25 protein-coding genes are annotated in these 23,850 nt (G+C 69.3%); 9 read left to right on the top strand and 16 right to left on the bottom strand.

What is annotated here, in order from left to right; genetic code table 11:
• Nucleotides 1-19: 19 nt before the first annotated feature.
• Both L6Q67_RS06030 and L6Q67_RS06025 read left to right on the top strand, forming a co-directional pair.
• Nucleotides 20-682 (top strand): retropepsin-like aspartic protease, encoded by a 663-nt coding sequence (locus L6Q67_RS06030; protein ID WP_296566774.1) that lies wholly within the window; start codon nt 20-22, stop codon nt 680-682.
• On the top strand, nt 682-1,551 hold the full coding sequence (locus L6Q67_RS06025; RefSeq protein WP_296566772.1) for a ketopantoate reductase family protein: 870 nt from the start codon (nt 682-684) through the stop codon (nt 1,549-1,551). The genes L6Q67_RS06030 and L6Q67_RS06025 overlap by 1 nt, the downstream gene beginning before the upstream one ends.
• Here L6Q67_RS06025 and L6Q67_RS06020 read toward each other — a convergent pair.
• Genes L6Q67_RS06020 through polA form a run of 6 tightly spaced genes read right to left on the bottom strand, consistent with a single transcriptional unit; the run spans nt 1,529 to nt 8,279 of the window.
• Entirely contained in the window at nt 1,529-1,870 is a 342-nt protein-coding gene (locus L6Q67_RS06020; RefSeq protein ID WP_296566768.1) for a hypothetical protein, read from the bottom strand. The two genes, L6Q67_RS06025 and L6Q67_RS06020, sit on opposite strands and share 23 nt — an antisense overlap.
• Before the next feature lie 19 nt (nt 1,871-1,889).
• Nucleotides 1,890-2,951, bottom strand: a complete 1,062-nt coding sequence (gene murB, locus L6Q67_RS06015) for a UDP-N-acetylmuramate dehydrogenase (RefSeq protein ID WP_296566766.1) — start codon at nt 2,949-2,951, stop codon at nt 1,890-1,892.
• Nucleotides 2,948-3,790 carry an NADPH-dependent 7-cyano-7-deazaguanine reductase QueF gene (gene queF / locus L6Q67_RS06010; protein WP_296566765.1) on the bottom strand — a complete coding sequence of 281 codons (843 nt, stop codon included), beginning with the start codon at nt 3,788-3,790 and terminating at the stop codon, nt 2,948-2,950. The genes murB and queF overlap by 4 nt, the downstream gene beginning before the upstream one ends.
• A complete protein-coding gene (locus L6Q67_RS06005; protein ID WP_296566763.1) occupies nt 3,787-5,004 on the bottom strand; it encodes a lytic murein transglycosylase in 1,218 nt (405 codons plus the stop codon). Before L6Q67_RS06005 ends, queF begins: the two co-directional genes overlap by 4 nt.
• Entirely contained in the window at nt 5,001-5,537 is a 537-nt protein-coding gene (locus L6Q67_RS06000) for a DUF2242 domain-containing protein (protein WP_296566760.1), read from the bottom strand. Before L6Q67_RS06000 ends, L6Q67_RS06005 begins: the two co-directional genes overlap by 4 nt.
• Before the next feature lie 18 nt (nt 5,538-5,555).
• Nucleotides 5,556-8,279 carry a DNA polymerase I gene (gene polA / locus L6Q67_RS05995; RefSeq protein ID WP_296566757.1) on the bottom strand — a complete coding sequence of 908 codons (2,724 nt, stop codon included), beginning with the start codon at nt 8,277-8,279 and terminating at the stop codon, nt 5,556-5,558.
• 58 nt (nt 8,280-8,337) lie between these two features.
• Here polA and L6Q67_RS05990 point away from each other — a divergent pair, with 58 nt between their 5' ends.
• Together L6Q67_RS05990 and L6Q67_RS05985 are read left to right on the top strand one after the other, a co-directional pair.
• Entirely contained in the window at nt 8,338-9,063 is a 726-nt protein-coding gene (locus tag L6Q67_RS05990) for a TIGR00730 family Rossman fold protein (RefSeq protein WP_296566754.1), read from the top strand.
• A gap of 48 nt (nt 9,064-9,111) precedes the next feature.
• Complete coding sequence (locus L6Q67_RS05985) at nt 9,112-9,450, top strand: DUF2782 domain-containing protein (protein ID WP_296566751.1); 339 nt, start codon at nt 9,112-9,114, stop codon at nt 9,448-9,450.
• 86 nt (nt 9,451-9,536) lie between these two features.
• Here L6Q67_RS05985 and sppA read toward each other — a convergent pair whose 3' ends face one another.
• Nucleotides 9,537-11,369 (bottom strand): signal peptide peptidase SppA, encoded by a 1,833-nt coding sequence (sppA, locus tag L6Q67_RS05980; protein ID WP_296566748.1) that lies wholly within the window; start codon nt 11,367-11,369, stop codon nt 9,537-9,539.
• 87 nt (nt 11,370-11,456) lie between these two features.
• On the opposite strand from sppA, the gene L6Q67_RS05975 reads away from it, so the two are divergent.
• The 5 genes from L6Q67_RS05975 (at nt 11,457) to L6Q67_RS05955 (ending at nt 15,368) form a co-directional block, all read left to right on the top strand.
• Nucleotides 11,457-11,870, top strand: a complete 414-nt coding sequence (locus tag L6Q67_RS05975) for a CoA-binding protein (RefSeq protein WP_296566745.1) — start codon at nt 11,457-11,459, stop codon at nt 11,868-11,870.
• The gene (gene dapF / locus L6Q67_RS05970; RefSeq protein WP_296566743.1) at nt 11,867-12,706 is read left to right on the top strand and encodes a diaminopimelate epimerase; all 840 of its coding nucleotides are present in this window, start codon (nt 11,867-11,869) and stop codon (nt 12,704-12,706) included. The genes L6Q67_RS05975 and dapF overlap by 4 nt, the downstream gene beginning before the upstream one ends.
• A gap of 34 nt (nt 12,707-12,740) precedes the next feature.
• Nucleotides 12,741-13,391 (top strand): DUF484 family protein, encoded by a 651-nt coding sequence (locus tag L6Q67_RS05965; protein ID WP_296566740.1) that lies wholly within the window; start codon nt 12,741-12,743, stop codon nt 13,389-13,391.
• Nucleotides 13,392-13,552: 161 nt separating this feature from the next.
• On the top strand, nt 13,553-14,737 hold the full coding sequence (locus tag L6Q67_RS05960; RefSeq protein ID WP_296566738.1) for a class I SAM-dependent methyltransferase: 1,185 nt from the start codon (nt 13,553-13,555) through the stop codon (nt 14,735-14,737).
• Nucleotides 14,738-14,861: 124 nt separating this feature from the next.
• Nucleotides 14,862-15,368, top strand: a complete 507-nt coding sequence (locus L6Q67_RS05955) for a hypothetical protein (RefSeq protein ID WP_296566735.1) — start codon at nt 14,862-14,864, stop codon at nt 15,366-15,368.
• A 97-nt stretch (nt 15,369-15,465) separates the two neighbouring features.
• On the opposite strand, the gene ruvB is transcribed toward L6Q67_RS05955, so the two are convergent.
• The 9 genes from ruvB to L6Q67_RS05910 form a co-directional block, all read right to left on the bottom strand.
• Entirely contained in the window at nt 15,466-16,539 is a 1,074-nt protein-coding gene (ruvB, locus tag L6Q67_RS05950; RefSeq protein WP_296566733.1) for a Holliday junction branch migration DNA helicase RuvB, read from the bottom strand.
• Nucleotides 16,536-17,636 (bottom strand): AI-2E family transporter, encoded by a 1,101-nt coding sequence (locus L6Q67_RS05945; RefSeq protein WP_296566730.1) that lies wholly within the window; start codon nt 17,634-17,636, stop codon nt 16,536-16,538. The genes ruvB and L6Q67_RS05945 overlap by 4 nt, the downstream gene beginning before the upstream one ends.
• 86 nt (nt 17,637-17,722) lie before the next feature.
• Entirely contained in the window at nt 17,723-18,214 is a 492-nt protein-coding gene (locus tag L6Q67_RS05940) for a DUF4442 domain-containing protein (RefSeq protein ID WP_296566727.1), read from the bottom strand.
• Between the two features lie 12 nt (nt 18,215-18,226).
• A complete protein-coding gene (gene ruvA / locus L6Q67_RS05935) occupies nt 18,227-18,817 on the bottom strand; it encodes a Holliday junction branch migration protein RuvA (protein WP_296566725.1) in 591 nt (196 codons plus the stop codon).
• Nucleotides 18,818-18,842: 25 nt separating this feature from the next.
• Nucleotides 18,843-19,454, bottom strand: coding sequence for a glutathione S-transferase family protein (locus tag L6Q67_RS05930; protein WP_296566723.1), 612 nt, complete (start codon nt 19,452-19,454; stop codon nt 18,843-18,845).
• Nucleotides 19,451-19,765: a hypothetical protein gene (locus L6Q67_RS05925; RefSeq protein WP_296566720.1), complete on the bottom strand. Its 315-nt coding sequence runs from the start codon at nt 19,763-19,765 to the stop codon at nt 19,451-19,453. Before L6Q67_RS05925 ends, L6Q67_RS05930 begins: the two co-directional genes overlap by 4 nt.
• Nucleotides 19,765-20,451, bottom strand: coding sequence for an HAD family phosphatase (locus tag L6Q67_RS05920; RefSeq protein ID WP_296566717.1), 687 nt, complete (start codon nt 20,449-20,451; stop codon nt 19,765-19,767). The genes L6Q67_RS05925 and L6Q67_RS05920 overlap by 1 nt, the downstream gene beginning before the upstream one ends.
• Nucleotides 20,448-21,416: a prenyltransferase gene (locus tag L6Q67_RS05915; protein WP_296566715.1), complete on the bottom strand. Its 969-nt coding sequence runs from the start codon at nt 21,414-21,416 to the stop codon at nt 20,448-20,450. The genes L6Q67_RS05920 and L6Q67_RS05915 overlap by 4 nt, the downstream gene beginning before the upstream one ends.
• 51 nt (nt 21,417-21,467) lie before the next feature.
• Entirely contained in the window at nt 21,468-23,801 is a 2,334-nt protein-coding gene (locus L6Q67_RS05910; protein ID WP_296566712.1) for a VanZ family protein, read from the bottom strand.
• Nucleotides 23,802-23,850: the final 49 nt, after the last annotated feature.

The following is a 23,850-nucleotide window of genomic DNA, read 5'->3' as shown; positions in this document are numbered from 1 at the left end:
GGGGCAAGGAGACAGTCTGGTGAATGACAGGGATCAGCAGGAGGCACGGCGCTTCACCCTGCCCGATGACGAGAAGGAGCGCCGCCTGCAGGACGTACGGGCGCGCCTGCGCGTGGACGGGCATGCCGCGCCGGAAACGCCTGGCGGCGGTGGCTGGCTGCTGCCGGCCCTGTTCTGGACGGCGCTGATCGGCCTGGGCACCCTGGGCGCCAGCTACTGGATGTCGAACAGCAAAGGCGACACCACGTTTCAGGTGGTGGCCGACGGCAATCTGGAGCTGCGCATGGGGCGTGGTGGCCACTACGCGGTGAGCGGCGCGGTGGGGGGCGTGCCCGTGGAGTTTCTGGTGGACACCGGGGCCAGCGTCACCGCCATTCCCCGCCAGCTGGGGGAGCGCATCGGCATCCGTGAATGCGCCGCCATCGGCTTCGACCTGAGCGCCGGCAACGCGCCCGGCTGCTGCCGCAAGCAGACCTTCCATACCGCCAACGGCACCACCGAAGCCTGTGTCGGCCGCGTGCCCTCCCTGCGTTTCGGGCCCTTCGAGGTGCGCAATGCCAGTGTTGCGGTGATGCCCGGCATGGGTGAGCAGGCCCTCTTGGGCATGAACGTGCTGAAACACTTCAACCTGCTCCAGGAAGGGCGCCGGCTCACCGTGTCGCCGGCGCTGGTGGCGCGCTGATGGCGACCCCGGGCCGCTACCCCCTGGCCATCCTCGGTGCAGGCGCCCTGGGCCTGCACTTTGCGGCCCGCCTCGCGGCCGTCGGCCCGGTGGCGCTGGTGGCACGCAATGCAGTCCGGGCTGCCGCCCTGCGTGCCGGCGTGGAGGTGGATTCGCGACGCTTCGTACCCGAGGTCTTCGCGCCGGATGCGCTGCCGCAGGCCGACTGGGTGATCCTGCTGGTCAAGACCGGCGACACCGCCGAGGCCGCCCGCACCGCCCTGGCCCTGCAGCCGCGGGGCGTCGTGTCCCTGCAGAACGGGCTGGTGGAGGCGTTGCTGACGGAGGCATGTGGCACCGTGCCGGCGGGGCAGGGCATCACCACCGAGGGCGCGTTTCGGGAGGGTTCCCGGGTGCAGCCCGCCGGGGCCGGCGAGACCCTGCTGCCGCCCGGTTTCGAGACCTTGGCCGCGGCCCTGGGTGCCGCGGGTTTGCGTGCCCGCGTCGAGCCGGACATTGCCGCCGCACGCCTGGCCAAACTGCTGGTGAACGTGGCCATCAACCCGCTGGCAGCCTTGTTCCGGGTGCCCAACGGGGCTCTGCTGGAGGCACCCCACCGGGTGCTGCTGGAGGCCCTGGTGAGCGAGGCCTGGCCGGTGCTGCGGGAGGCCGGATTGACGCTGGACGAAGCCGCCGCGCTGGCACGGGTGCAGGCGGTCGCCACCGCCACGGCGGCCAACCGGGCCAGCATGCTGCAGGATGTGCTGGCCGGGCGACCCACCGAGATCGACGCCATCACCGGTGCCCTGCTGGCCATGGCTGCGGCCCAGGGGCGGGGGCTGCCCACCCACCAGGCGGTCTATACCCTCATCCGGCGTCTGGCGGGCTGACTTCGCTGGCGGCGGGGGCGTCGCCGTCCTTCAGGTGGGTGCGGATCAGGAAGCCGCCACCCGCCACCAGTACCGAGCCCACAAAGGCCACCAGCCCCAGGGCCATGCCCATGAACATGTTCCAGTTGGCCTCGGCGTTGAGGCCGTCCGGCTGGTCCACGCCCCCGCTGAAGGCGGTGACGAGGCTGTCGATGGCGGGCAGCGCGGTGTAGCGCAGGGCCGTGAGGCCCAGGGCGATGAAGATCACCCCGATGAACAGGAAGGGGCCGGGCCGCAGCAGGCGGGCCAGAAAGGGCGGGCGTGACGGTGTTTCGGACATGGCCATTCGTCCTGTGGGCTCAGACGCCGCCGGGGCCGGCAAACACCGGCTCGGGCTCCAGGCTCACGCCGAAGCGCTGCCGTACCTCGGCCTGCACCGCGGCGCTGGCCGCCACCACGTCGGCGCCCGTGGCCCCGCCATGGTTCACCAGCACCAGGGCCTGCTTCTCGTAGCAGCCCACCGGGCCCAGGCGCCGGCCCTTCCAGCCGGCCTGTTCGATCAGCCAGCCGGCGGCCAGCTTGACCCGGCCGTCGGGCTGCGGGTAGCTGGGCAGGCCCGGGTGCAGGGCGATGAGGCGCGCGTGTTCGGCGGCGTCCACCACCGGATTCTTGAAGAAGCTGCCGGCGTTGCCGATCTCGTCCGGGTCGGGCAGCTTGCGGCGACGGATGGCGATGACCGCGTCCGACACCTGCAGGGCGTTGGGCTGGGTGATGCCCCGGGCTTCCAGCTCCCGGGCCACGTCGGCGTAGCCGGTGCTGGCCTTCCAGGCCTTGGGCAGGCGGAAGGTGACGGCGGCGATGAGGTAGCGGCCCTTGCCGGCCTGCTTGAAGAAGCTGTCCCGGTAGCCGAAGGCGCAGTCGCCCTTGTCGAAGCCCACCGTCTTGCCGGTTTCCAGGTCGTAGGCGCGCAGGCTGTAGAAATGTTCGGCCATCTCGATGCCGTAGGCGCCGATGTTCTGCACCGGCGCGGCGCCGACGGTGCCGGGGATCAGGGACAGGTTCTCCAGCCCGGGCCAGCCCATCTCCAGGGTCCAGCGCACGAAGTCGTGCCAGTTCTCGCCGCCCCCGGCGCGGATGTAGAAGGCCTCGGCGTCCTCCTGCACCCGGCTGCGGCCATGAAAGGCCACGTGCAGAACCAGGCCGGGAAAGTCGCCGGTGAGCACCAGGTTGGAGCCGCCGCCGATCACCAGCCGGGGCAGGCCGGCCACCCGTGGATCGTCGAGCACGGCGCGCAGGCCGTCCACGTCGTCCACTGCGGCAAACCACGCGGCCCGGGCGGGCAGGCGCAGGGTGTTGAGGCTGTCGAGGGCCACGCCCTGGCGCAGCAGGCTGTCGGCGGAGACGGTGGGATTGCGGCTCATTGGCGGACTTCGGCAAGGAGCGCCGGCGCGGACAGGCCCGCGGTGCGCCGGCAGGGGTTGATGTCCAGCCCGCCGCGGCGGGTGTAGCGGGCCCACACGCACAGCTCGGTGGGCCGGCACTGGCGCAGCACGTCGGTGAAGATGCGCTCCACGCACTGTTCGTGGAATTCGTTGTGGCGGCGGAAGGAGATGATGTAGCGCAGCAGGGCCTCCCGGTCGATAGGCGCGCCCCGGTAGCGGATCACCACCATGCCCCAGTCCGGCTGGCCTGTGACCAGGCAGTTGGACTTGAGCAGGTGGGAGTACAGGGTCTCCTCCACCTCGGGCTGGCTGGCGTCGGCGCGCAGCAGGCCGGGGTCGGGGGTGTAGCGGTCGACTTCGATGTCCAGGGTGTCCAGCAGCACGCCCTCGGGATAGCCAATGGCCCGCCGGGGCCGGCCCGACAGGGGCTCCACCTGCGCCGTTACGGGGGCGCCGGCCGCGGCCGACAGATCCCGCGCCAGCGTCGCCTCCAGCTCGGCCACGCTGGCCACGGTGGTCTGGTTGAAGGCGTTCAGGTAGAGCTTGAAGGACTTGGATTCGACGATATTGGGCGAATCCGCCGGCACCCGGAAGTGGGCCAGCGCCACCTCGGGCTTGCCCCGGGGGCCGAGCCACGACAGCTCGAAGGCCGTCCACAGGTCTTCGCCGATGAAGGGCAGGGCGCCGGGCGCGATACCGATCTCGTCCCGCTTGCCCTGGCGGGCGATGGGAAAGAGCAGCTCGGGGGCGTAGTGCTCGGCGTAGGCGACGGCCTTGCCGAGGGGTGAGGCGTCGGGGTGGGACGCGGCTGCGCTCATCCGCGGTTCTCCTTGAGGGCCTTGAGTAGCTTCTGCCCGGCCCGCCCATCCACGTTGTGCCCCAGCCGCTGCTGTTCGACCCGGATGGCGGCCCGGCTGGCGTCGCCGAGCATGCCGTCGATGGCGCCGATGGCGTGGCCGCGGGCGGCCAGCAGGGTCTGCACTTCGCGGCGTTCGGCGCGGGACAGGCCGGCGTCGTCGGTGGGCCAGGGGGTGCTGAAGGGGCCGGCGCCGCGCAGCCGGTCGGACAGATGGGCGATGGCCAGGGCGTAGCTTTCGGCGGCGTTGTAGCCGTAGATGGCGTCGAAGTTGCGGAAGACCAGGAAGGCCGGGCCTTTCGGGCCAGCGGGCAGGAGCAGGCCGGCACTGCCGTCGCCGGCGAGGGGGCTGCCGTCGATGCGCTTGACGCCCCGGGCGGCCCAGGCGGATAGGGCCTGCTTGTTGCGCCGGCCGGCGCCGCTGGTGTCGAAGCCGGCGGGCAGGCGCACTTCGTAGCCCCACACTTCGTCCTCGCGCCAGCCGGCCTTCCTGAGGAAGTTGGCGGTGGAGGCGAGGGCGTCGGGCACGCTGCCCACCAGGTCGCGGCGGCCGTCGCCATCAAAATCCACGGCCAGGCGCAGGAAGGTGGAGGGCATGAACTGGGTGTGGCCGAAGGCGCCGGCCCAGGAGCCGACCATCTGTTCGGCCTTCACGTCGCCGGCGTCCACGATCTTCAGGGCGTCGTAGAACTCGCCGCGGAAGTAGGCCTGGCGGCGCCCGTAGCAGGACAGGGTGGACAGGGAGCCGAGCAGGGAGCGGCTGCCGAAGTTGCGGCCGAAGTTGCTCTCCACGCCCCACACGGCAACGACGGTGGCCGGGTCGACCTTGTAGCGGGCGGCCACGGCGTTGAGGGTGTCGCCCCACTGCTTGAGCATGGCCTGGCCGTCGGCCACGCGCTCGTCGTCCACCAGGCCAGAGAGGTAGTCCCAGATGGGGGTGCGGAACTCGGGCTGGTAGTCGAGAAAGTCCAGCACCTTCAGGTCGGGCTGCAGGCTGGCGGTGAGGCGCTCGTAGCCGGCGGCGGAGACGCCCCGGGCCAGGGCGCCGGCCTTGAGCTCGGCCACACAGGGGGTGAAGCGGGCGGGGTCGGGGGCGTCGGCGTGGGCCAGGCCGGCGGCCAGCAGGCCGAAGAGGGCGGGGAGGATCTTCAGGATCGGTGGGGTGAGTTTCTTCATCGGATGAAGGATTGCATAAGGGCGAAGAAGCGTCCGTAGAACTCGGCGTCGGTGACGGTCTCTTCGCCGACCTTGACCAGGGATTCGTTGTTGCCGCCAAACGGCAGCGACAGGGAGCCGATGCCGGTGACGCTGAGGCCGGTGCTGGCGGAGCCGGCCTTGAGTTCTTCGCGCACCTGGCGGACGTTGGCGTAGACGGCGGACCCCTTGGTGTCGCCCTGATCCTCGGCAAGGCAGAACAGGCTGAAGGTGAGCTGGATCTGGGTGCTGCGGTCGGGCTGGAAGTACTTGCGGGCACGCACCGAGTCAGGCTTGCTCTCGTCGATCAGGTAGCCCTGGCTGAGCAGGGCCCGGCGCCCGGCTTCGCAGGCGGCTTCGGGGCTTATCTCGAAGGACTGCTCATAGGGCGAGTCGGGGGTGAAGTTCTCGAGTTTGTAGCTTTCGTCCTTGGGTTTGGACGACAGGCTGCTGCAGGCGGCGAGAGCGAAGCTGAGCAGGAGTACGGTAAAGCGGTGGTGCATGGGGGAGGGCATTCTGGTCCGGGTTGGGGCTCAATGGGCTTCGTCCCAGTTTGCGCCGACGCCCACTTCGGCAACCAGGGGCACGGAAAGTTGCGCCACGCCGGCCATCAGGCGGGGCAGCTGTTCGCGGATCAGGGCGACCTCGTCGTCGGGCACTTCGAGCACCAGCTCATCGTGCACCTGCAGGATGAGCTTGCTCTTCACGCCGGACTCGCGGAGCCAGGCCGAGGTGGCGATCATGGCCTTCTTGATCAGGTCGGCGGCGGTGCCCTGCATGGGGGCGTTGATGGCGGCCCGCTCGGCGGCCTGGCGGCGGCCCACCTGCTGGGCGCGGATCTCGGGCAGGTGCAGGCGGCGCCCGAACACCGTCTCGACGTAGCCTTGGAGCTTGGCCTCGGTACGGGTGCGCTCCATGTAAGCGGCCACACCGGGGTAGCGGGCGAAGTAGCGGTCGATGTAGTTGGCGGCGGCGACCCGGTCGATGCCCAGGTTCTTGGCCAGGCCGTGGGCGCTCATGCCGTAGATCAGGCCGAAGTTGATCACCTTGGCGTAGCGGCGCTGCTCGCTGCTGACTTCCAGCGGGGTGATGCCGAAGATCTCGGCGGCGGTGGCGCGGTGCACGTCCTCGCCTTCGGCAAAGGCCTTGAGCAGGCCCGGGTCGGCGGACAGGTGGGCCATGATGCGCAGCTCGATCTGCGAATAGTCGGCCGACACGATCCTGTGGCCCGCCGGGGCGATGAAGGCGGCGCGGATGCGGCGGCCTTCCGGGGTGCGGATGGGGATGTTCTGCAGGTTGGGCTCGGTGCTGGCGAGGCGCCCGGTGACGGCCACGGCCTGGCTGAAGCTGGTGTGCACCCGGCCGGTGCGGCGGTTCACCATCAGCGGCAGCTTGTCGGTGTAGGTGTTCTTGAGCTTGGCCAGGCTGCGGTGCTCCAGCAGCAGCTTGGGCAGGGGGTAGTCCTCGGCCAGCTGGGTGAGCACGTCTTCATCGGTGGAGGGCTGGCCGGTGGCGGTCTTCTTGACCACCGGCAGGCCCAGCTTGGTGAACAGGATCTCGCCGAGCTGCTTGGGCGAACCCAGGTTGAAGGGCTGGCCGGCCAGCTCATGGGCCTGCAGCTCCAGCTCGTGCAGGCGGCGGCCGAGCTCCTCGGAGTGCTGGGCGAGCAGGAAATCGTCGATCAGCACGCCGTTGCGTTCCATCTCGAAGAGCACCCGGGCGGTGGGCAGCTCCACGTCCCGGTAGAGGGCGGCGAGGGTGGGCTCGGCCTCCAGCTGGCGTGACAGGGCGTGGTGCAGGCGCAGGGTGATGTCGGCGTCTTCGGCGGCGTATTCGGTGGCCCGGGCCAGCTCCACCTCGCCAAAGCCGATCTGCTTGGCGCCCTTGCCGCAGACCTCGGCGTAGGTGAGGGTCTTGATGCCCAGGTGGCGGCTGGACAGGGAGTCCATGTCGTGGGACTTGTCGCTCTCGAGGATGTAGGACTCGAGCAGGGTGTCGTCGGCAATGCCGGCCAGGGCAATGCCGTGGTTGGCCAGGATGTGGGCGTCGTACTTGAGGTTCTGGCCGACCTTGCGGTGGGTGTCGGATTCGAGCCAGGGGCGCAGCACGTCGAGCGCTTCGGCCAGGGGCAGCTGGGCCGGGGCGTCGGCGTAGGTGTGGGCCAGGGGCAGGTAGGCGGCCTCGCCCTCGACGGTGGCGAAGGACATGCCCACCAGGGTGGCCACCATGGGGTCGAGGCCGGTGGTCTCGGTATCGAAGGCGGTGAGGCTGGCGGCGGAGATCCTTGCCAGCCAGGCGTCCAGGGCGCTGCGGTCGAGCAGGGTTTCGTAGCCTGTGCGGTGGGCGCCGGGTTCGCCCGGGGCTTCCACGGGGGCGGCCTGGTCTGCAGGCGCTGCCACCGGGCGATGGACGCCCTCTTCCAGCTCCTTCAGCCAGCCTTTGAATTCCATGCGCCGGTAGACGGCGGCCAGGGCTTCCTTGTCGTCCTCCCGGGCGGGCAGGTCGGCGGGTCCGACGGGCAGCTTGAGGTCGGTGACCACGGTGACCAGCCGTCGCCCGAGGGGCAGGAAGTCCAGGTGCTTGCGCAGGTTTTCACCGACCTTGCCGCTCACCTTGTCGGCGTTGGCGACCAGGTTGTCCAGATTGCCGTATTCGGTGAGCCATTTGACGGCCGTCTTGGGGCCGCACTTCTCCACGCCGGGCACGTTGTCCACGGTGTCGCCGATCAGGGTGAGGTAGTCGACGATGAGATTCGGCGGCACGCCGAACTTGGCGGTCACGCCGGCTTCGTCCAGCACCTCCTCGCTCATGGTGTTCACCCAGCGCACGCCGGGCTGGACGAGCTGGGTCAGATCCTTGTCGCCGGTGGAGATGACCACCTCCCAGCCGGCCTCCACGGCCCGGCGGGTGAGGGTGCCGATCACGTCGTCGGCCTCCACGCCGTCCTCCATCAGCAGCGGCCAGCCTTCGGCTTTCACCGCTTCGTGCAGGGGCTCGATCTGGGCCCGCAGGTCGTCGGGCATGGGCGGGCGCTGGGCCTTGTAGTCTGGAAACCACTCGTCGCGGAAGGTCTTGCCCTTGGCGTCGAATACGCAGGCGCGATACTCCGCCTTGTAGTCGGATTCGAGGCGACGTAGCATGGACAGCACCCCGCGCACGGCACCGGTCGGCTCGCCCGCCGAGTTGCGCAGATCGGGCAGGGCATGGAAGGCGCGGTACAGGTAACTGGAACCGTCGACGAGCAGCAGGGTCGGCATGGGCAATCGGGGAGGGCCGGGCAAGCCGGGCCTCCCGCACTCCTCAATCAGAAAATCAATGACTGCAAAAGACAAACTTCCCCGGATGGCGCCGAGCACGGCGGCGCAGAACTTCACGGCCAGGGAGTCGTGGCGGATTTTCGGGATTATGGCAGAGTTCGTCGAGGCGACTGAGCGGCTCAAGCCCATCCGCCCGGCGGTGTCCATCTTCGGCAGCGCCCGCACCAAGCCCGATCACCCCTACTACGCCACCACCGAGCGGATCGCCCGGCTGCTGTCGGATGCGGGCTTCTCGGTGATCTCGGGGGGCGGCCCCGGCATCATGGAGGCGGCCAACAAGGGGGCCTACTTCGGCAAGTCGCCCAGCGTGGGGCTCAACATCCAGCTGCCCATGGAGCAGCAGGCCAACCCCTATCAGGACATCTCCCAGACCTTCCAGCACTTCTTCGCGCGCAAGTTCATGTTCGTCAAGTTCGCCACGGCCTACGTGGTGATGCCCGGTGGCTTCGGCACCCTGGACGAACTGCTCGAGGCGATGACCCTGATCCAGACCGGCAAGAGCCGCAAGATCCCGGTGATCCTGGTGCATGAACCTTTCTGGCGCGGGCTGATCGACTGGTTCAAGGAGCGGCTGGTGGCCGAGGGTATGGTCAATCCGGACGATCTGGACCTGATCCAGGTGATCGACGAGCCGGAAAAGGTGGTGGATGCCATCTTCGATCACTACCAGAGCCGCGGCTTCCTGCCCCTGCCCGAAGAGCACGAGCTGATGCTCAACCTGTAGCCGATCGGCCAGGGGTTACAATTGCGGCATAGCCAGGAGATAACGAAAATGCCCCGCGCACCTTACATTGCCGCCCTGTTGCTCGCCCTCGCCGCCCCGGCCTGGGCCCAGCAGCCCCCCAAGCTCGAACCCCTGCCCGAACCGCCGCCCCCGCCGCCGGGCATGGAGCTCGACCAGGCCGCCGAGCCCCAGGTCACCATCACGAAGAAGGGCGAGGACACGGTGGAGGAATACCGGGTCAATGGCCAGCTCTACATGGTCAAGGTCACCCCGCCGGGGGGCGTGCCCTATTACCTCTACGACGATATCGGCAACGGCGACTTCACCCGCCGCGACGCCCAGGACAGCGGCATCCGCGTGCCCAAGTGGGTGATCAAGCGCTGGTAGGGCATACCGGCTGCGTTGGCAAGACGCGTAGGGGCGACTTCAGTCGCCCCTACCGAGCCTCAAACTGAGGGCTTCTTCACCAGTGCTCAGGGCGCCTCGCACTGGCAGTGCAGATACATGTGCCCCGGGTCGTTCCACAGGGCCAGGCCTTCCAGCTCACTGCGCAGTCTGGCCAGCGTGCTGTCCACCAGTGAAACCCGTGCCCGGGCCCCTTCGGCGTCCTCGCCATTGTCGAGCAGCTTGGAGAGCAGCTGGTCCCGCGGGGACAGGGGCTTCTCCACGTAGCTGACTTCGTACTCCTTGATATGGGCGCGGCTGGCGGCGGCCTGGATGGCTTCGTCAAGGCCGCCGATCTTGTCCACCAGGCCCTTTTCCTTTGCCTGACTGCCCAGCCACACGCGGCCCTGGGCCACCTGGTCCACGGCCGCCACGTCCATCTTGCGGCTCTTGCCCACCAGCTCGAGGAAGCGCTTGTAGCCGAACTCGATGCTCTGCTGGAGCACCCCGGCCACCTGCGGGTCGAGGGGGCGGCGGGGATCAAGGCCGCCGGACAGGGGGGTGGTGCCCACGCCGTCCACCGCCAGGCCGAGCTTGTTCAGGGGGCCCGACAGATCCGGCAGCATCGCAAAGATGCCGATGGACCCGGTGAGGGTGCTGCGCCCGGCCCAGACCTCGTCGGCGGCCATGCTGATCCAGTAACCACCTGAGGCCGCCACCGAGCCCATGGAGACGACCACCGGCTTGCCGGCCTGGCGGGTCAGCTCCAGCTCGCGACGGATCACCTCGGAGGCGGTGGCGCTGCCGCCCGGGCTGTCCACCCGCAGCACCACGGCCTTGATGGATTTGTCTTCCCGGGCCTGGCGGATCAGCCCGGCCACGGTGTCGCCCCCCACCACGCCGGAGGGCTGCTCCCCATCGACGATGGCGCCCTGGGCCACCACCACGCCGATCTTGTCTGCGGGGGCGGTGGTTTCCTCACGCATCCGCGAGATGTAGGTGCCCATGTCCACGTGCTTGTAACCCTTGCCCTGCTCACCGGCCCCGAGCTGGGCCTTGAGGTGCTCACGCCACTCGTCGGCGGTCTTCAGGCCATCCACCAGCCCGGCGCCCAGGGCCATGCGGGCTGCGTCGCCCCCGGATTCCGCCAGCAGGGCCGCGGTATCGCCCACATAGCGGGCCAGGTGGGCGGCGGCCTTGGGGCGCACCGCCACGATGTCGGCCTGGTAGGCCTTCCAGGCGGCGTCCAGGTAGTCGCGGGTGGCCTCCCGGTCTTCCGGCGACATGTCGCTGCGGGTGTAGGGCTCGACGAAGGACTTGTAGGTGCCCACCCGGAAGATCTGCATCTTCACGCCGACCTGTTCGAAGAGGCCCTTGTAGTAGGTGGGGAAGCGTCCGAAGCCCGACAGGAAGACGTAACCGTCCGGGCTGACGAAGACTTCATCGCCCTGGGCGGCCAGGTGGTACTGGACCTGGTTGAAGTTCTTGCCGTGGGCATAGACCTTCTTGCCCGTCTTGCGGAACTCGGCCACCGCCGCGGCGATCTCCTGCAGCTTGGGCAGGCCGGTGCCGGCCAGGCCGTCGGTCTCGATCACCAGGGCCTTGATGCGCGGGTCGGTGGCGGCGGCGCGGATGGAGTCCACCACATCGCGCAGCAGGATCTGGCGGATGCCGTCGCCACCCTGCAGCACGCTCATGGCGCTGCGCACGGTGCGCTGCTCGACCAGCTGCCCGCTCGGGGCGATCAAGAGCGCCACGTCCGAGGGCAGGGGCGTCGGCCGGGCTGCCAGCCAGCCAGCCACCAGAAAGACCACCACCGCGATGAACAGGATGTTGAGACTGATCTGCCGGAAGCGGTCAATCGCCCGCCACAGCCCCCCGATAACACTTCTCACGACACCCGGCCGTGCTTTCCGATCCATCACACTCTCCAGAACGGGCCTTGCGACCCGGCGGCCGGCGGCCGCCTCCAAGGTTTGCGGGCACCGCCAATCCGGTAGAATCCCGCCATGTTTGCCAATCCCTCACCCGACCAGATCCGCAGCCTGCTGCAGGAGGTCAAGACCATTGCCGTCGTCGGCCTGTCGCCGCGCCCGGAGCGCCCGAGTTACCGGGTTTCCCGCGCGATGCAGGGCTTCGGTTACCGCATCGTACCGGTTCGCCCGGCCGTTGCCGAAATTCTCGGCGAAAAAGCCTGGGCGCGCCTCTCCGAGATTCCATTCGCCGTGGATATGGTGGATGTATTTCGTGCCGGTGACCAGATCGACCCGGTCGTTGATGAATGCATCGCCCTCGGCGTGAAGCGTCTGTGGCTGCAGGACGGGGTGATCAACGAAGCCGCCGCCGCCCGCGCCCAGGCCGCCGGCATCACCGTGGTGATGGACCGCTGCGTGTGGCGCGACTACATGGATCTCGTCATATGAGCAAAGAACTCGCCTTCACCAAGATGCACGGCCTCGGCAACGATTTCGTGATGATCGACGCCGTGCGTCAGGACATCCAGCTCACCGAAGCCCAGGTGCGCTACCTCGCCGACCGCAATTTCGGGGTGGGCTGCGACCAGCTGCTGGTGGTCGAGCCGGCCCAGGCGCCGGGGGTGGATTTCCGCTACCGCATCTTCAACGCCGACGGCGGCGAGGTGGAGCAGTGCGGCAACGGCGCCCGCTGTTTTGCCCGCTTCGTCTTCGACCAGGGCCTCACCGACAAGCGCGAGATCCGCGTCGAGACCAAGAAAGGCATCATCACTCCGCGCCTCGAGGCCGACGGCAACGTGACCGTGGACATGGGCGTGCCGGTGCTGACCCCCGCCGAGGTGCCCTTCGTCAGCGAGTCCGATGCCTGGGTGCAGCCCCTCGACGTGGCCGGCACCACCGTGGCCATCACCGCCGTGAGCATGGGCAACCCCCACGCCGTGCAGGTGGTGGCCGACGTGGACACCGCTCCGGTGGCCGGGCAGGGCCCGCTCATCGAGCACCACCCGCGCTTCCCGGCCCGGGTCAATGCGGGCTTCCTGCAGATCGTCGATGAGCACCGTGTCCGCCTGCGCGTCTTCGAGCGCGGTGCCGGCGAAACCCTGGCCTGCGGCACCGGCGCCTGCGCCGCCGTGGTGGCGGGCATCCTGCGTGAGCTGGTGGTGTCGCCGGTCACCGTGGAAACCCGCGGCGGCGAGCTCAGCATCGCCTGGAACGGCGTCGGCACCCCGGTGATGATGACCGGCCCGGCGGTCACCGTGTTCAGCGGCACCCTGACCCTTCCCTGAATCTCTCCTGCTCCACCTGCTCCGGCCCCACGCCATGAATCCTTCCGACGTCATCCAGTTCCTGCAGGAAAACCCCGACTTCTTCGACCGGAACTCGACCCTGCTGACTGACCTGACGGTGACCCATCCGCACAACGGGCAGGCCATCTCCCTCACCGAACGCCAGCTCATCGCCCTGCGTGACCGCATCGCCCAGCTCGAGGACAAGTTCGCAGAGCTGCTGTCCTTCGGCGAGGAGAACGACGCCATCGGCGAGAAGGTGCATCGCCTCAGCCTGAGCCTGCTCGAAGCCGAGGATTTCGAGTCGATCCGCACGGCGGTGTATGTGCACCTCAAGGAAGACTTCTCCGTGCCCCACGTGGCCTTCCGGGTGTGGAACAGCGTGCTGTCGCGCAGCGGCCCCGAGTTCCTGCCGGTGGGGGAGGAGGTGCGCTTTTTCACTGGCGATCTGGTCCAGCCCTACTGCGGTGCCCCGGCCCTCAAGGAGATCACCAACTGGTTCGGCCCGGCCGGTCGGCAGATCCGTTCGGTGGCCCTGGTGCCCCTGCGCCGGGACGAACAGACCTTCGGCCTGCTGGCCATGGGCAGCGAAGACCCGGAGCGCTTCTATCCCGAGATGGGCACGCTCTACGTGACGCGCATCGGCGATATGGTCTCTCACATCCTTCGCCGCCAACTCGGCTGAGGCGCGCATAAAGCTACTGCGCAGGCCGATCTTGCGCCTGCGATGCTCGCCGTACTCCAGTACGGCTGCGCTTCTCGGCACAACCTCGACCTGCTCGCTACGCTTTCTGCGCACCTCGAATGTGTGGCGACTCCTTATTTTAGAAGCTTGGTGATTTCCTCATGGCTGATCTGATTCTCAAACCTGGCAGTGACCGTACCGTCGTGCGGCGGCATCCCTGGATCTTCGCGGGTTCGGTGGACCGGCTGGAGGGCCGGGCGCGGCCGGGGGATACGGTGCTGGTGATGGATTCCCGCGGCAAGCCGCTGGCGCGGGCGGCGTGGTCGCCGGAGTCGCAGATCCGGGCGCGGGTGTGGACCTTCGACCCGGAGCAGTCCATCGACCATGCCTTCATCAAGCGGGCGGTGGCGGCGTCGGTGGCGCGGCGGGCGGTGCATCCCTGGCTGGCGGGGCAGGACGGCGTGCGCCTGATCCACGGGGAATCCGACGGCCTGCCGGGGGTCATCGCCGACCGTTTCGGGTCGGTGGTGGTGGTCCAGCTGACCAGCGCCGGGGCCGACAAGTGGCGTGATGCCATCGTCGCCGGGCTGGTCCAGGCCACCGGCTGCAGCACGGTGTACGAACGCTCCGATTCGGACGTGCGCAAGCTCGAAGGCCTCGGCCCGGTGACCGGCCTGGCCCACGGCGAGCTGCCCGAGCTGCTGACCATCGTCGAGAACGGAGTGCGCATGGAGGTAGACGTGGTCAGCGGCCACAAGACCGGCTTCTACCTGGACCAGCGCGACAATCGCCTGCTCACCGGCCAGCTGGCCGTCGGCCGCGACGTGCTCAACTGCTTCTGCTACACCGGCGGCTTCTCCCTGCAGGCCCTGGCCGGCGGCGCGAAGAGCGTGGTGTCCATCGATTCGTCCGGCCCGGCCCTCGTCACCGCGGCGCGCAACGTGGCCCACAACCCCCAGCTCGACGCAAGCCGTGCCGAGTGGCGCGAGGACGACGTATTCCAGGCCCTGCGCGGCTTCAAGACCGAGGGGCGCAAGTTCGACCTGATCATCCTCGATCCACCCAAGTTCGCGCCCTCGGCGGCCCATGCCGAGCGGGCTGCCCGCGCCTACAAGGATATCAACCTCCTGGGCTTCCGCTTGCTCAACCCGGGAGGTATCCTGATGACCTATTCCTGCTCGGGTGGCATCGGCCAGGAGATGTTCCAGAAGATCGTTGCCAGTGCGGCGGCCGACGTGGGTGTGGAAGCCCGCATCATCCACCGTCTGTCCGCCGCGCCGGATCATCCCATCGGTCTGGCCGTACCCGAAGGGGAATATCTGAAAGGCCTGGCCTGCCAGGTTTGAGCGACTGCTCAAAGCGGGTAGTCATCCAGGCGTCAAACCGGGCGGAGGTGTGTATCCTCAAGGGGCTCATGAACAGTTAAAAGTTGTTACTTGAAACTGTTCCGATCATGCCACGGAGATACAGATGAATACCCCGCAGCCCCACGATTTGGCCCCGATGGCCGACGAAGACCCTGGGGTCCAGGCACGACGCCAGCAACGCATCGCTGCCCTGCTGCTTTCCCGCTACAACCTGCGTTACATGGTCCGCCTGTATGCGGCCTTCGAAGGCGATCTGCTGCTGCCCATCGTGCTTGGCGAGGTGGGCCTCTACAACGTCGGCGGGCTCGGGCTGGACGATCAGGCCCTGGCCGCCATCCGCTGCAGCGACGATGATTTCGGCAAGCTGCCCCTGCGCCCCTGCAACGCCTTTTCGATCAGCTCTTCCACCGGCATCCCGCGGGAGACCGTGCGCCGCAAGGTCAGCCACCTGATCCAGCTGGGCTGGATCGCCCGCGATCAGAAGGGCGGCCTGACCATCACCGCCAAGGCCGCCAACCTGTGCCTGGAACCCTTCGACCAGGACAACCTGGCCGATTTCCTCGGCACCGCCGACCGGGTCCGCCTGATCGCCAGCGCCCCGCAAGGCTAGTCTTCCCTCCCGCCGGTGCCCCAGTGGGGAAGGGGCATGTCGGTGACCGAAGTCCGCGGGCGACTGAAGTCGCCCCTACCATCCCTTCAAGCGCACTTCAGCCTGCACCTTCGTCCCACAGCTGCCCACCCTGCCCGGGCGCCCTCAGCCCGAAGTGTTGCCAGATGGATGCCGTCGCGATGCGCCCCCTGGGCGTGCGCTGCAGGTAGCCCTGCTGGATGAGGTAGGGCTCCAGCACGTCCTCGATGGTGTCGGATGATTCGCCGATGGCGGCGGCCAGGTTGTCCAGGCCCACCGGGCCACCGCCGAATTTTTCCAGCATCGCGCCCAGCAGCTTGCGGTCCATCAGATCCAGGCCCAGGTGATCCACGTCCAGCATGGTCAGGGCAGCATCCGCCACCTCGGCGGTGATGCGGCCGTTGGCGCGCACCTCGGCGTAGTCACGCACCCGGCGCAGCAGGCGGTTGGCGATGCGCGGGGTGCCCCGGGCGCGGCGGGCGATCTCGAAGGCGCCGGTGTCGTCGATCTCCACTTCCAGCAGGCGTGAGGAACGGCTGACGATGTAGGCCAGCTCCTGGGCGGTGTAGAACTCCAGCCGCGAGACGATGCCGAAGCGGTCGCGCAGGGGGTTGGTGAGCATGCCGGCGCGGGTGGTGGCGCCCACCAGGGTGAAGGGCGGCAGGTCGAGTTTCACCGAGCGGGCGGCGGGGCCTTCACCGATCATGATGTCGATCTGGAAGTCTTCCAGCGCCGGGTAGAGGATCTCCTCGACCACCGGGCTGAGGCGGTGGATCTCGTCGATGAACAGGACGTCGTGGGGCTCCAGGTTGGTCAGCAGGGCGGCGAGGTCGCCGGCCCGCTCCAGCACCGGGCCGGAGGTCTGGCGCAGGTTAACCCCCATCTCGGCGGCCACGATGTGGGCCAGGGTGGTCTTGCCCAGGCCCGGTGGGCCGAACAGCAGCACGTGGTCGAGGGCCTCGCCGCGCTTGCGCGCCGCCTCGATGAAGATGCTCAGCTGGTCGCGGATCTTCTGCTGGCCTACGTAGTCGGCCAGGCGCTTGGGGCGCAGGGCCCGCTCCAGGGCTTCCTCCTGGTTGCTGGCGCGCTGGCCGGTGATGAGGCGGGCGGAGGGGTCGGGGCTACCGCCCTTGATGTCGTCGGTGTGGATCATGCCTGCCCCTCCCGGGCCAGATCGCTGTCGCTGTCGCTATCGTTCTCGGTGCGGGTTTCCGCTTCAAGCTGGCGGCTGGCCGTCCAGCTGGTGAACAGGGCCTGCCCCAGGGCCAGGAAGGTGGGGCCGAGGAAGATGCCGATGAAGCCGAAGGCCAGCACGCCGCCAAAGGCGCCCAGTGCGATCAGCAGTATGGGCAGGCTGGCGGTGCGGCTGATCAGGAAGGGCTTGAGGAAGTTGTCCACCGAGCTGATGGCCAGCACGCCCCACAGCACCATGAAGATCGCCCAGCCATTTTCGCCCTGCTGATAGAGCCAGAAGGCTGCGCCACCCCAGATCAGGGGCGGGCCCACCGGCACCAGGGACAGGAAGAACACCCCGGCGGCCATCAGCAGCGCGCCCGGAACGCCGGCGAGCAGGAAGCCTACCAGGGCCACCAGGGCCTGGGCCGCGGCGGTGCCGACGATGCCGATCATCACCGCCTTGACGGTGTTGCCGGCCAGCTCCAGCAGCTCGCCCCACAGCTCGCCTCCCAGGCGCGCCGCGCCGGTTTCGAGCTGGGCCTGGATGCGGGCGCCATCCCGGTACAGGAAGAACACGATGAACAGCACCAGGGAGATCTGCAGCAGCCCCTGGCCCACCACGCCGCCGAGCCCGAGGGCAAACTTGCGCGCCGGCTCCACGGCCTGCAGGGCCAGCTTGCGCATCTCGGCCTGGCTGTGGGTGAGCTTGCGGATGTAGGCGTCCACATCGGCGCCCACCACCGGGATCTCCTTGAGCCAGGCGGGGGGACGGCCGTCGGACTGCTCGATGAGCGTGCGCACGTAGTCCACCAGGTCCACCGCCGATTCGGTGAGGGAGGCGGTGAGGCCGATCATGGGTACCAGCAGCACGGCCGTCAGGAGCAGGGTCATGGTGATGGCCGCCAGCCCGTCCCGTCCACCCAGCCGGCGCAGCAGGGACTGGTAGAGGGGCCAGGTGGTGATGCACACCGTGCCGGCAAACAGGATCGCTGCGAAGAAGGGGCTGAGCACGAAGGCGCAGCCGAGAAGCAGCACGGCGGTGATGGCCAGCTGGGCGATGCGTCGGGGTGTCATGGGGGCGAGGTCCGGAACGGAATGGCGGGATTATCCCTGATTCTTCTGCTCCGCAGCATGGCCGCCGCCGCTGGCCGGAATGACGTTCAGCTGCCGGGCTTGAGGCGCACGTAGATCGTCTTGTCCACCCGCGCCACCACCTCGCCCTGGCGGTTGAGCACGTCAACGCCGAACACCGGCTCGTGCTTGTCGCCGCCTGCGGTGGCCTGGCGGATGGCGTCGATCTGCGCCGGGGTGATGCGGAAGGTGGCGTGCACCGTGCCCCGGCCGGGCAGCCTGTAGTCAATGGCCGAGGCCTTGTCCCAGACCACGTAGCGGCGCCCCAGCTGGTGCATGATCAGCAGGGCGAAGAAGGGGTCGGTCATGGCGTACAGGGAGCCGCCGAAGTGGGTGCCCATGTAGTTGCGGTTGAGCAGGCCCATGCGCATGCGCACCCGGGCCTGGGTGTAATCCGCCGCGATGTGCTCCACATGGATGCCCGCGCCGATGAAGGGCGGCCACAGGTTCATGAGCAGGCGCAGGCTGCCGGCGCCCAGCTTGACGTTGCGCATGAAGCCCTGCTTGAGTTTCTGGCTCATGGCGGCGGTGGTTCAGGCCTTCGACAGGCCCTTGAGGGCCTGGCGGATGCCGTCGGAGACGCTGACCCCCTCGGGCAGGGCCTTGGTGGCGCCCAGAGCTTCCTTCTCGTTGTAGCCCAGGGCCAGCAGGGCGTTCATGATGTCGCTGCGGTCGTCGCCGGGCAGGCTGGCAGCCACGCTGCCGGCCACGGCGGGCAGGGCCTTGGCGAGCTTGTCGCGCAGTTCCAGCAGCAGGCGTTCGGCGGTCTTTTTGCCGATGCCGGGGATCTTCACCAGGCGGCCGCTCTCCTGCAGCGCAATGGCCTGGGCCAGGTCGGCCACCGACAGGCCGGAGAGCACCGCCAGGGCGGTGCGGGCGCCGATGCCGGCCACCTTGAGGAGCTGGCGAAAGGCGGTGCGCTCGTCCTCGGTGGCAAAGCCGTACAGGAAGTGCCCGTCCTCCCGCACCGCCAGATGGGTGGACAGGGACACGGCCTGGCCGGTGGCGGGCAGGCCGTAGAAGGTGCTCATGGGCACCTCCAGTTCGTAGCCGACGCCATTCACGTCCACGAGGATCTGGGGCGGGTTCTTCTCGGCCAGGCGGCCGGTGATGCGTCCGATCATGAGTGCTTTCAGGGTTACGCGGGGGTTACGAGTAGTCGGCGGCGGTGAAGGCCGGCAGGGCCTCGGCATTGGCGGCCAGGGCGGCGATGCCCGGGTAGTCGCTGTCGGCCACCAGGCCGGGGGCCGAATAATGGGTGAAACGCCAGGCCACCGCCACCGTGATGTCGGCCTGGGTGGGGTGTTCGCCGCACAGCCAGTCGCCATCGCCCACGTGTTTCTCGAGCACCGCGTAGGTGTCGGCGATCTGCCCTTCCACCCGGCGCAGCCACTCCGGGTCGCGGAATTCCCGGGGGCGCACCTTGGTCTCGTAGACCCGATGCACGCTCTTCTCGGCGGCGGCCAGGCCCAGGCTGGTGAGCTGCAGGCAGCGCCGGTACAGGTCGTCGTCCGTCGGCCACAGGCTGTGCCCGGGGGCGGCGATGCGTTCCAGCCAGGCGATGATCTGGGAGCTGTCCACCATCACCTCGCCGTCGTCCATGACCAGGGTGGGGGCCTTCACCAGGGGGTTGATGGCGTGAAACGCGTCGAAGTTGCGAAACACCGACAGGGACTCGTGCTCGAAGGGAATGCCGAGCATCCGGGCGGTGATGAAGGTGCGACGCACGAAGGGGGAATCCAGCATGCCGATCAGTTTCATGGTGAGCCTCCGGAGACAGGTTGAGCACACAGGGCGGCGCTGCGGCGCAGCCGGGCGAGGACGGCTTCGGCCTCCTCGCGGCTTTTCACCGGGATGCGGGCCTCGTGGCCGCTCCCCAGGTTGCCGCCGCCGTAATAGATGCGGACATCGTCGTTGCGGGCTTCCACATACTGGACGATGCCCAGGTTGATCCAGCGCTGCACCCCGCCATCGGCCGGCACGGGAAACAGGCAGAAGGCGGTGGAGCCGGTGGCCTGGGCCAGGGCGCCGCTGGCCTGCAGCAGCAGGGCGAGGAGCAGGGCGGCGCGCATCAGCCGACCCTCGTGGCCAGAAAGCCGGCGATGTCATGCAGGCTGGCCGCCACGGGTACGCCGGCCTGGCGCAGGTCGTCGGCGGGCTGCAGCAGGTCGGGCACCATCACCACCCGGGCGCCGGCAGCGAGGGCGCCGCGCACGCCGGCGTTGGAATCCTCCAGCACCAGGCAGTGTTCGACCGCCACCCCCAGGCGTTCGGCGGCCGCCAGGAAGATGTCCGGCGCAGGCTTGCCCCGGGCCACCTCGTCACCGCACACCATGCCATGCACCCGGGGCAGCAGGCCCACAGCGGCCAGCTTGGGTTCGGCCCGGGAGCGCCGGGTGGAGGTGGCGACGACGCGGCCCAGGGGCAGGGCGTCGAGCACGTCGAAGAGGGCGTGGACGCCCGGCTTGAGGGGGATGCGGCCTTCCTCGATGGCCAGTTCGTAAAGCCGGCCGAAGGTGTCGTACAGCGCGGCGGTGGGGTAGTCCTTGCCCAGGTGCTGGCGGATCACCGCCGGGCCGTCCTTCGAGTTGAGGCCGACCAGGGCCAGGCCCACCTCGTAGCGCCAGGGCACGCCCAGCTCGGCGGCAGCGTCGGCGACGGTGGCCAGGGCCACCCGCTCGCTGTCCAGCAGCAGGCCGTCCATGTCGAAGATGACGGCGTGCACGTCGTGGGGAGTGAAGGGCAGATGAAGGTTCATGGGGTGGGTCCGGGCCAGCGGCCGAAGGCCAGGGTGGCGGCCAGCAGCAGGCCGTGCAGGTTGGCGGCGAGGATGGTGAGCTTGAGGGCCGGGGCCAGTTCGGCGGGCTCGTGGGCGTGGGCCATCAGGTTGCGGGCAGCGCGGAAGGAGAACACCAGGGTCATGGCCGCGGCGCCGGCGCCCTGGGGCAGGCGGTCGCGCCCGACCATCAGCACCAGCCAGGCGTAGGCCACCAGCACCAGGCCGAGGAGCGCCCACTTGGCGTTGTCGGGCCCCAGGCGGACCACCAGCGTGCGCTTGCCGGCGGCCTCATCGCCGCGCCGGTCGGGGAACTCGTTGATGAACAGGATGGCGGCCACCAGCAGGGCATAGGACAGGCCGGCCACCAGGGGCGTGCTCGAGAAGCTGCCGCGCTGCACGAAGTCGGCGCCCGCCACCACGGTCAGCCAGCCCGCCGCCACGGCGGCCTCGCCCAGGCCCCGGCTCACCAGGGCGAAGGGGGGCGCGGTGTAAGCCCAGCCCAGGAAGAGCCCGGCCAGGCCGATGAGGATCAGGCCCGGGGCCGACTGCAGCGTGAGCCACAGGCCCGCCGGCACCACCAGGGCCAGCAGGGCATAGCCCAGGCGCCCGGTCTCGGCCTCGCTGAGCACCCCGTTCTGGATGAAGCGGCTGCCGCCGGTGAAGGGGAAGAGGCGCTCGGTGTTGGCCGCGTCGGCGCCGCTGCGGGCGTCGTAGTAATCGTTGAGCACGTTGATGCCGGCGTGGGCGACCAGGGCGAAGAACACGGTCAGCACGGCCTTGGGCACGTCGAGCAGGACGCCGCTGCCGTGGGCAGTGGCCAGCCCGATCAGGCAGGCGAACAGGGTGACCCCGAGAAAGGCCGGCCGGGTGGCGAGCAGCAGGGCGAGCAGGGGCCTGGCACGCAGGCCGGGCGCGGGTTCGGCGGGGTGGTTGGAAGGGGGCATGGTGGTGTCGGGGGCTCGGGCAACCTATGCTGCGTTGCCCGTGTCACCCGGTCAAGCCTTGCGCTGCCGGGGCGGGCGGGTCGCCAGGCGGCGCCAGTGGAGGTGCTGCAGGGCGGCCAGGGTGAGCGCAGCCATGACCAGGGCCGCGGCCAGGCGCAGCCACAGTGCTGCTCCGGTGGCGTAGTGGCCGCGGTCGGTGCTCAACAGGAACTGCAGGGCCGAAAAGACCTTGTCGTACTTGACGATGGTGGCCTCGGTGCCGAGGACGAAGCACACCGGAGCCAGGGCCGCCCCGGCCAGCAGGCCCGTTGCCAGTCCGGCCCGGGATCCGGCCCCTGCCACCAGGGCCGACAGGCAGGAACCGCACAGGGCCACGGCCATCAGGCCCAGGGCCACGAGGCTCGCGGCCACGAAGCTGCCGCCCTGGGCCACCAGCTCCGTGAGGTTGTCGGTGGCGGCAAGGGTGATCACCACATGGAACAGCGGGCCGGCGGACACGCCCGCCACGATCGCCCAGTTGAGCAGCAGCGGCAAGCGGCGCGCATGGCCCAGGGTGGCCGCCAGGGCAAAGGCGCCCGCGACCTGCAGGCTGACCGCCATCCACAGGGCGATGAAGCGGCCCAGGCGCTCCCACTCCCAGGGCCAGCCCAGGATGGGCGAACCGACGATGTCGTCCATGCTCTCGGTGGGGACGCCGGCACGCAGCAGGGCAAAGACCACCGTGCCGCTGGCGGCGAGCCACAGGGGCGCCGCCAGCATGCGGGAGGCGGGCCGGCCCCGGCCCAGGGGCAGCGCGGCGTTGGCCAGCAGGTAGCTGGCGGCGGCCAGGGCCAGCAGGGAGAAGACGCCGGCAGGCCCGCCAGACACCAGCTCGCGCACGTTGTAGGGCACGCCTGGCAGGCGCACGGCAATGCCGATCAGCAGCGCCAGCGCGAGCACCGCCAGCACGTGGTGACCCGGCCCGGGCAGGCTGGCGGCGTCGGTCGGTGGCGGTGCGGCATGCCGAGAGGGCGCGGGCGCCGCAATCGGGGCCGGCTGCGGGCGGGCCTCGACCGGGCGGTCCGTCGTGTGGTGGGCGGCCCGTATCAGCGTGGTCGCCAGCACCAGGCCCAGGCCGCCGCCGAGGAGCTCCAGGAGCACGTCGGTGAGGTCGGCCACCTTGCCGGGGAGAAAGACCTGGCCGCCTTCCACCAGCAGGGCGACGCCCAGCAATGCGATAAGGCCGGAGCGGCTGGACCGCCCGTCCTGCCGACGACCGCTCCGGGCGATGCCCCACAGCAGGCCGCCGGGCAGGAACAGGCCGAGCTTGCGCAGCAGTTCATTGGCGGCGTTGTATTCGTCCTGAACCTGATAGTTGGCAAACGGCACCTGCAGCAGGGCCGTGTCCACCGGATTGAGCTGGAAGTTGAAGGGAAACCAGAACAGCGCCAGGATCGTCAGCGCCCAGACGGCCCAGGCGCCATACCATCTGCCGGTGGATGGATGGCTGCCCGGTGTGCGCAGATGCCGTGCCAGGCCTGCGCCGGCGAGGCTCCCGACACCCGCCAGCAGGATGTCGGTGACGTCCGTCCAGCGGGAGTACACAAAGAGCTGGAGCCCCTCCAGAGCGGCCGCCAGCAGCATGCCGAAGAGGGCGACCTGCAGCGCCCGGCCTCGTCCCGACAAGCTCAGGAAGACGCCAACCGGCACCCACACGGCCACGTCGGTGAAGCACTCGTACACCTTGTCGGCCAGGGATCCCCGCAGGCCCGCGAAGGGAATCAGCACGACGCGCCCCTCGGACCATTTGTGATAGATCTCCACCGGGCTGATGGTCAGGTCGAGGGGCAGGAGCGTGAAGCCCGCCAGCACCACCAGGTAGAGCTTGAGGGCACGGATCAGGCGGTCGGCGCCTTTCTCCTGCTGCCACCAGCCAGCCAGCCAGCGGTGCACCGGTGCGCCCCAGACCCGCTGGGCCACCAGGCCGGCAAGGGCCCCCAGCGCCTGGGCCTGGATGTCGCTGAGGGAGATGTTGCGCGGTGGAAAGAACTGCTGGGCAAACTCCACGCCGGTGGAGACCAGGCCGATCCCCAGCAGGATCAGGCACCGGACCCCGATCCGCCCCAGGCCCGAGCGGCCCGGCAGAAAGCGGGCGGCGGCGGCGAAGCTGATGGGGACTGTGAGCAGGAAGTTGCTGGCCCAGTCGATGCTGCCGCCGCTACCCTGGGGAGCATCGCCCAGGGCGAGGAAGGCCGCCACCGCCGCGGACCAGGGCATCGGCTGGTAGTTGAGAGGCACCAGGCTGCCATAGATGAGGAAGGCCAGACTGCCCAGCAGAATGAAGGTCCACAGGCGTGACTGCGCCTGGATCGGGTCCGGTGGGGCGAGCTGGGCGTCAGGAGGCATACGGGAAAGCACGGCCTGGAAGAGGAGCCGCCATGGTACTCAGCAAGTG

Origin of the sequence: Zoogloea sp. (assembly GCF_023150065.1) — a bacterium.
GTDB lineage: Bacteria > Pseudomonadota > Gammaproteobacteria > Burkholderiales > Rhodocyclaceae > Zoogloea.
The sequence above is the reverse complement of the archived record's forward strand: the minus strand, read 5'-3'. Positions and strand labels throughout refer to the sequence as shown.

Coding starts and splice junctions, on each gene's coding strand:
- L6Q67_RS06025 (WP_296566772.1), top strand. CDS start 682: ATGGCGACCCCGGGCCGCTACCCCCTGGCCATCCTCGGTGCAGGCGCC.
- L6Q67_RS06020 (WP_296566768.1), bottom strand. CDS start 1,870: ATGTCCGAAACACCGTCACGCCCGCCCTTTCTGGCCCGCCTGCTGCGG.
- murB (WP_296566766.1), bottom strand. CDS start 2,951: ATGAGCCGCAATCCCACCGTCTCCGCCGACAGCCTGCTGCGCCAGGGC.
- queF (WP_296566765.1), bottom strand. CDS start 3,790: ATGAGCGCAGCCGCGTCCCACCCCGACGCCTCACCCCTCGGCAAGGCC.
- L6Q67_RS06005 (WP_296566763.1), bottom strand. CDS start 5,004: ATGAAGAAACTCACCCCACCGATCCTGAAGATCCTCCCCGCCCTCTTC.
- L6Q67_RS06000 (WP_296566760.1), bottom strand. CDS start 5,537: ATGCCCTCCCCCATGCACCACCGCTTTACCGTACTCCTGCTCAGCTTC.
- polA (WP_296566757.1), bottom strand. CDS start 8,279: ATGCCGACCCTGCTGCTCGTCGACGGTTCCAGTTACCTGTACCGCGCC.
- L6Q67_RS05990 (WP_296566754.1), top strand. CDS start 8,338: ATGACTGCAAAAGACAAACTTCCCCGGATGGCGCCGAGCACGGCGGCG.
- L6Q67_RS05985 (WP_296566751.1), top strand. CDS start 9,112: ATGCCCCGCGCACCTTACATTGCCGCCCTGTTGCTCGCCCTCGCCGCC.
- sppA (WP_296566748.1), bottom strand. CDS start 11,369: ATGGATCGGAAAGCACGGCCGGGTGTCGTGAGAAGTGTTATCGGGGGG.
- L6Q67_RS05975 (WP_296566745.1), top strand. CDS start 11,457: ATGTTTGCCAATCCCTCACCCGACCAGATCCGCAGCCTGCTGCAGGAG.
- dapF (WP_296566743.1), top strand. CDS start 11,867: ATGAGCAAAGAACTCGCCTTCACCAAGATGCACGGCCTCGGCAACGAT.
- L6Q67_RS05965 (WP_296566740.1), top strand. CDS start 12,741: ATGAATCCTTCCGACGTCATCCAGTTCCTGCAGGAAAACCCCGACTTC.
- L6Q67_RS05960 (WP_296566738.1), top strand. CDS start 13,553: ATGGCTGATCTGATTCTCAAACCTGGCAGTGACCGTACCGTCGTGCGG.
- L6Q67_RS05955 (WP_296566735.1), top strand. CDS start 14,862: ATGAATACCCCGCAGCCCCACGATTTGGCCCCGATGGCCGACGAAGAC.
- ruvB (WP_296566733.1), bottom strand. CDS start 16,539: ATGATCCACACCGACGACATCAAGGGCGGTAGCCCCGACCCCTCCGCC.
- L6Q67_RS05945 (WP_296566730.1), bottom strand. CDS start 17,636: ATGACACCCCGACGCATCGCCCAGCTGGCCATCACCGCCGTGCTGCTT.
- L6Q67_RS05940 (WP_296566727.1), bottom strand. CDS start 18,214: ATGAGCCAGAAACTCAAGCAGGGCTTCATGCGCAACGTCAAGCTGGGC.
- ruvA (WP_296566725.1), bottom strand. CDS start 18,817: ATGATCGGACGCATCACCGGCCGCCTGGCCGAGAAGAACCCGCCCCAG.
- L6Q67_RS05930 (WP_296566723.1), bottom strand. CDS start 19,454: ATGAAACTGATCGGCATGCTGGATTCCCCCTTCGTGCGTCGCACCTTC.
- L6Q67_RS05925 (WP_296566720.1), bottom strand. CDS start 19,765: ATGCGCGCCGCCCTGCTCCTCGCCCTGCTGCTGCAGGCCAGCGGCGCC.
- L6Q67_RS05920 (WP_296566717.1), bottom strand. CDS start 20,451: ATGAACCTTCATCTGCCCTTCACTCCCCACGACGTGCACGCCGTCATC.
- L6Q67_RS05915 (WP_296566715.1), bottom strand. CDS start 21,416: ATGCCCCCTTCCAACCACCCCGCCGAACCCGCGCCCGGCCTGCGTGCC.
- L6Q67_RS05910 (WP_296566712.1), bottom strand. CDS start 23,801: ATGCCTCCTGACGCCCAGCTCGCCCCACCGGACCCGATCCAGGCGCAG.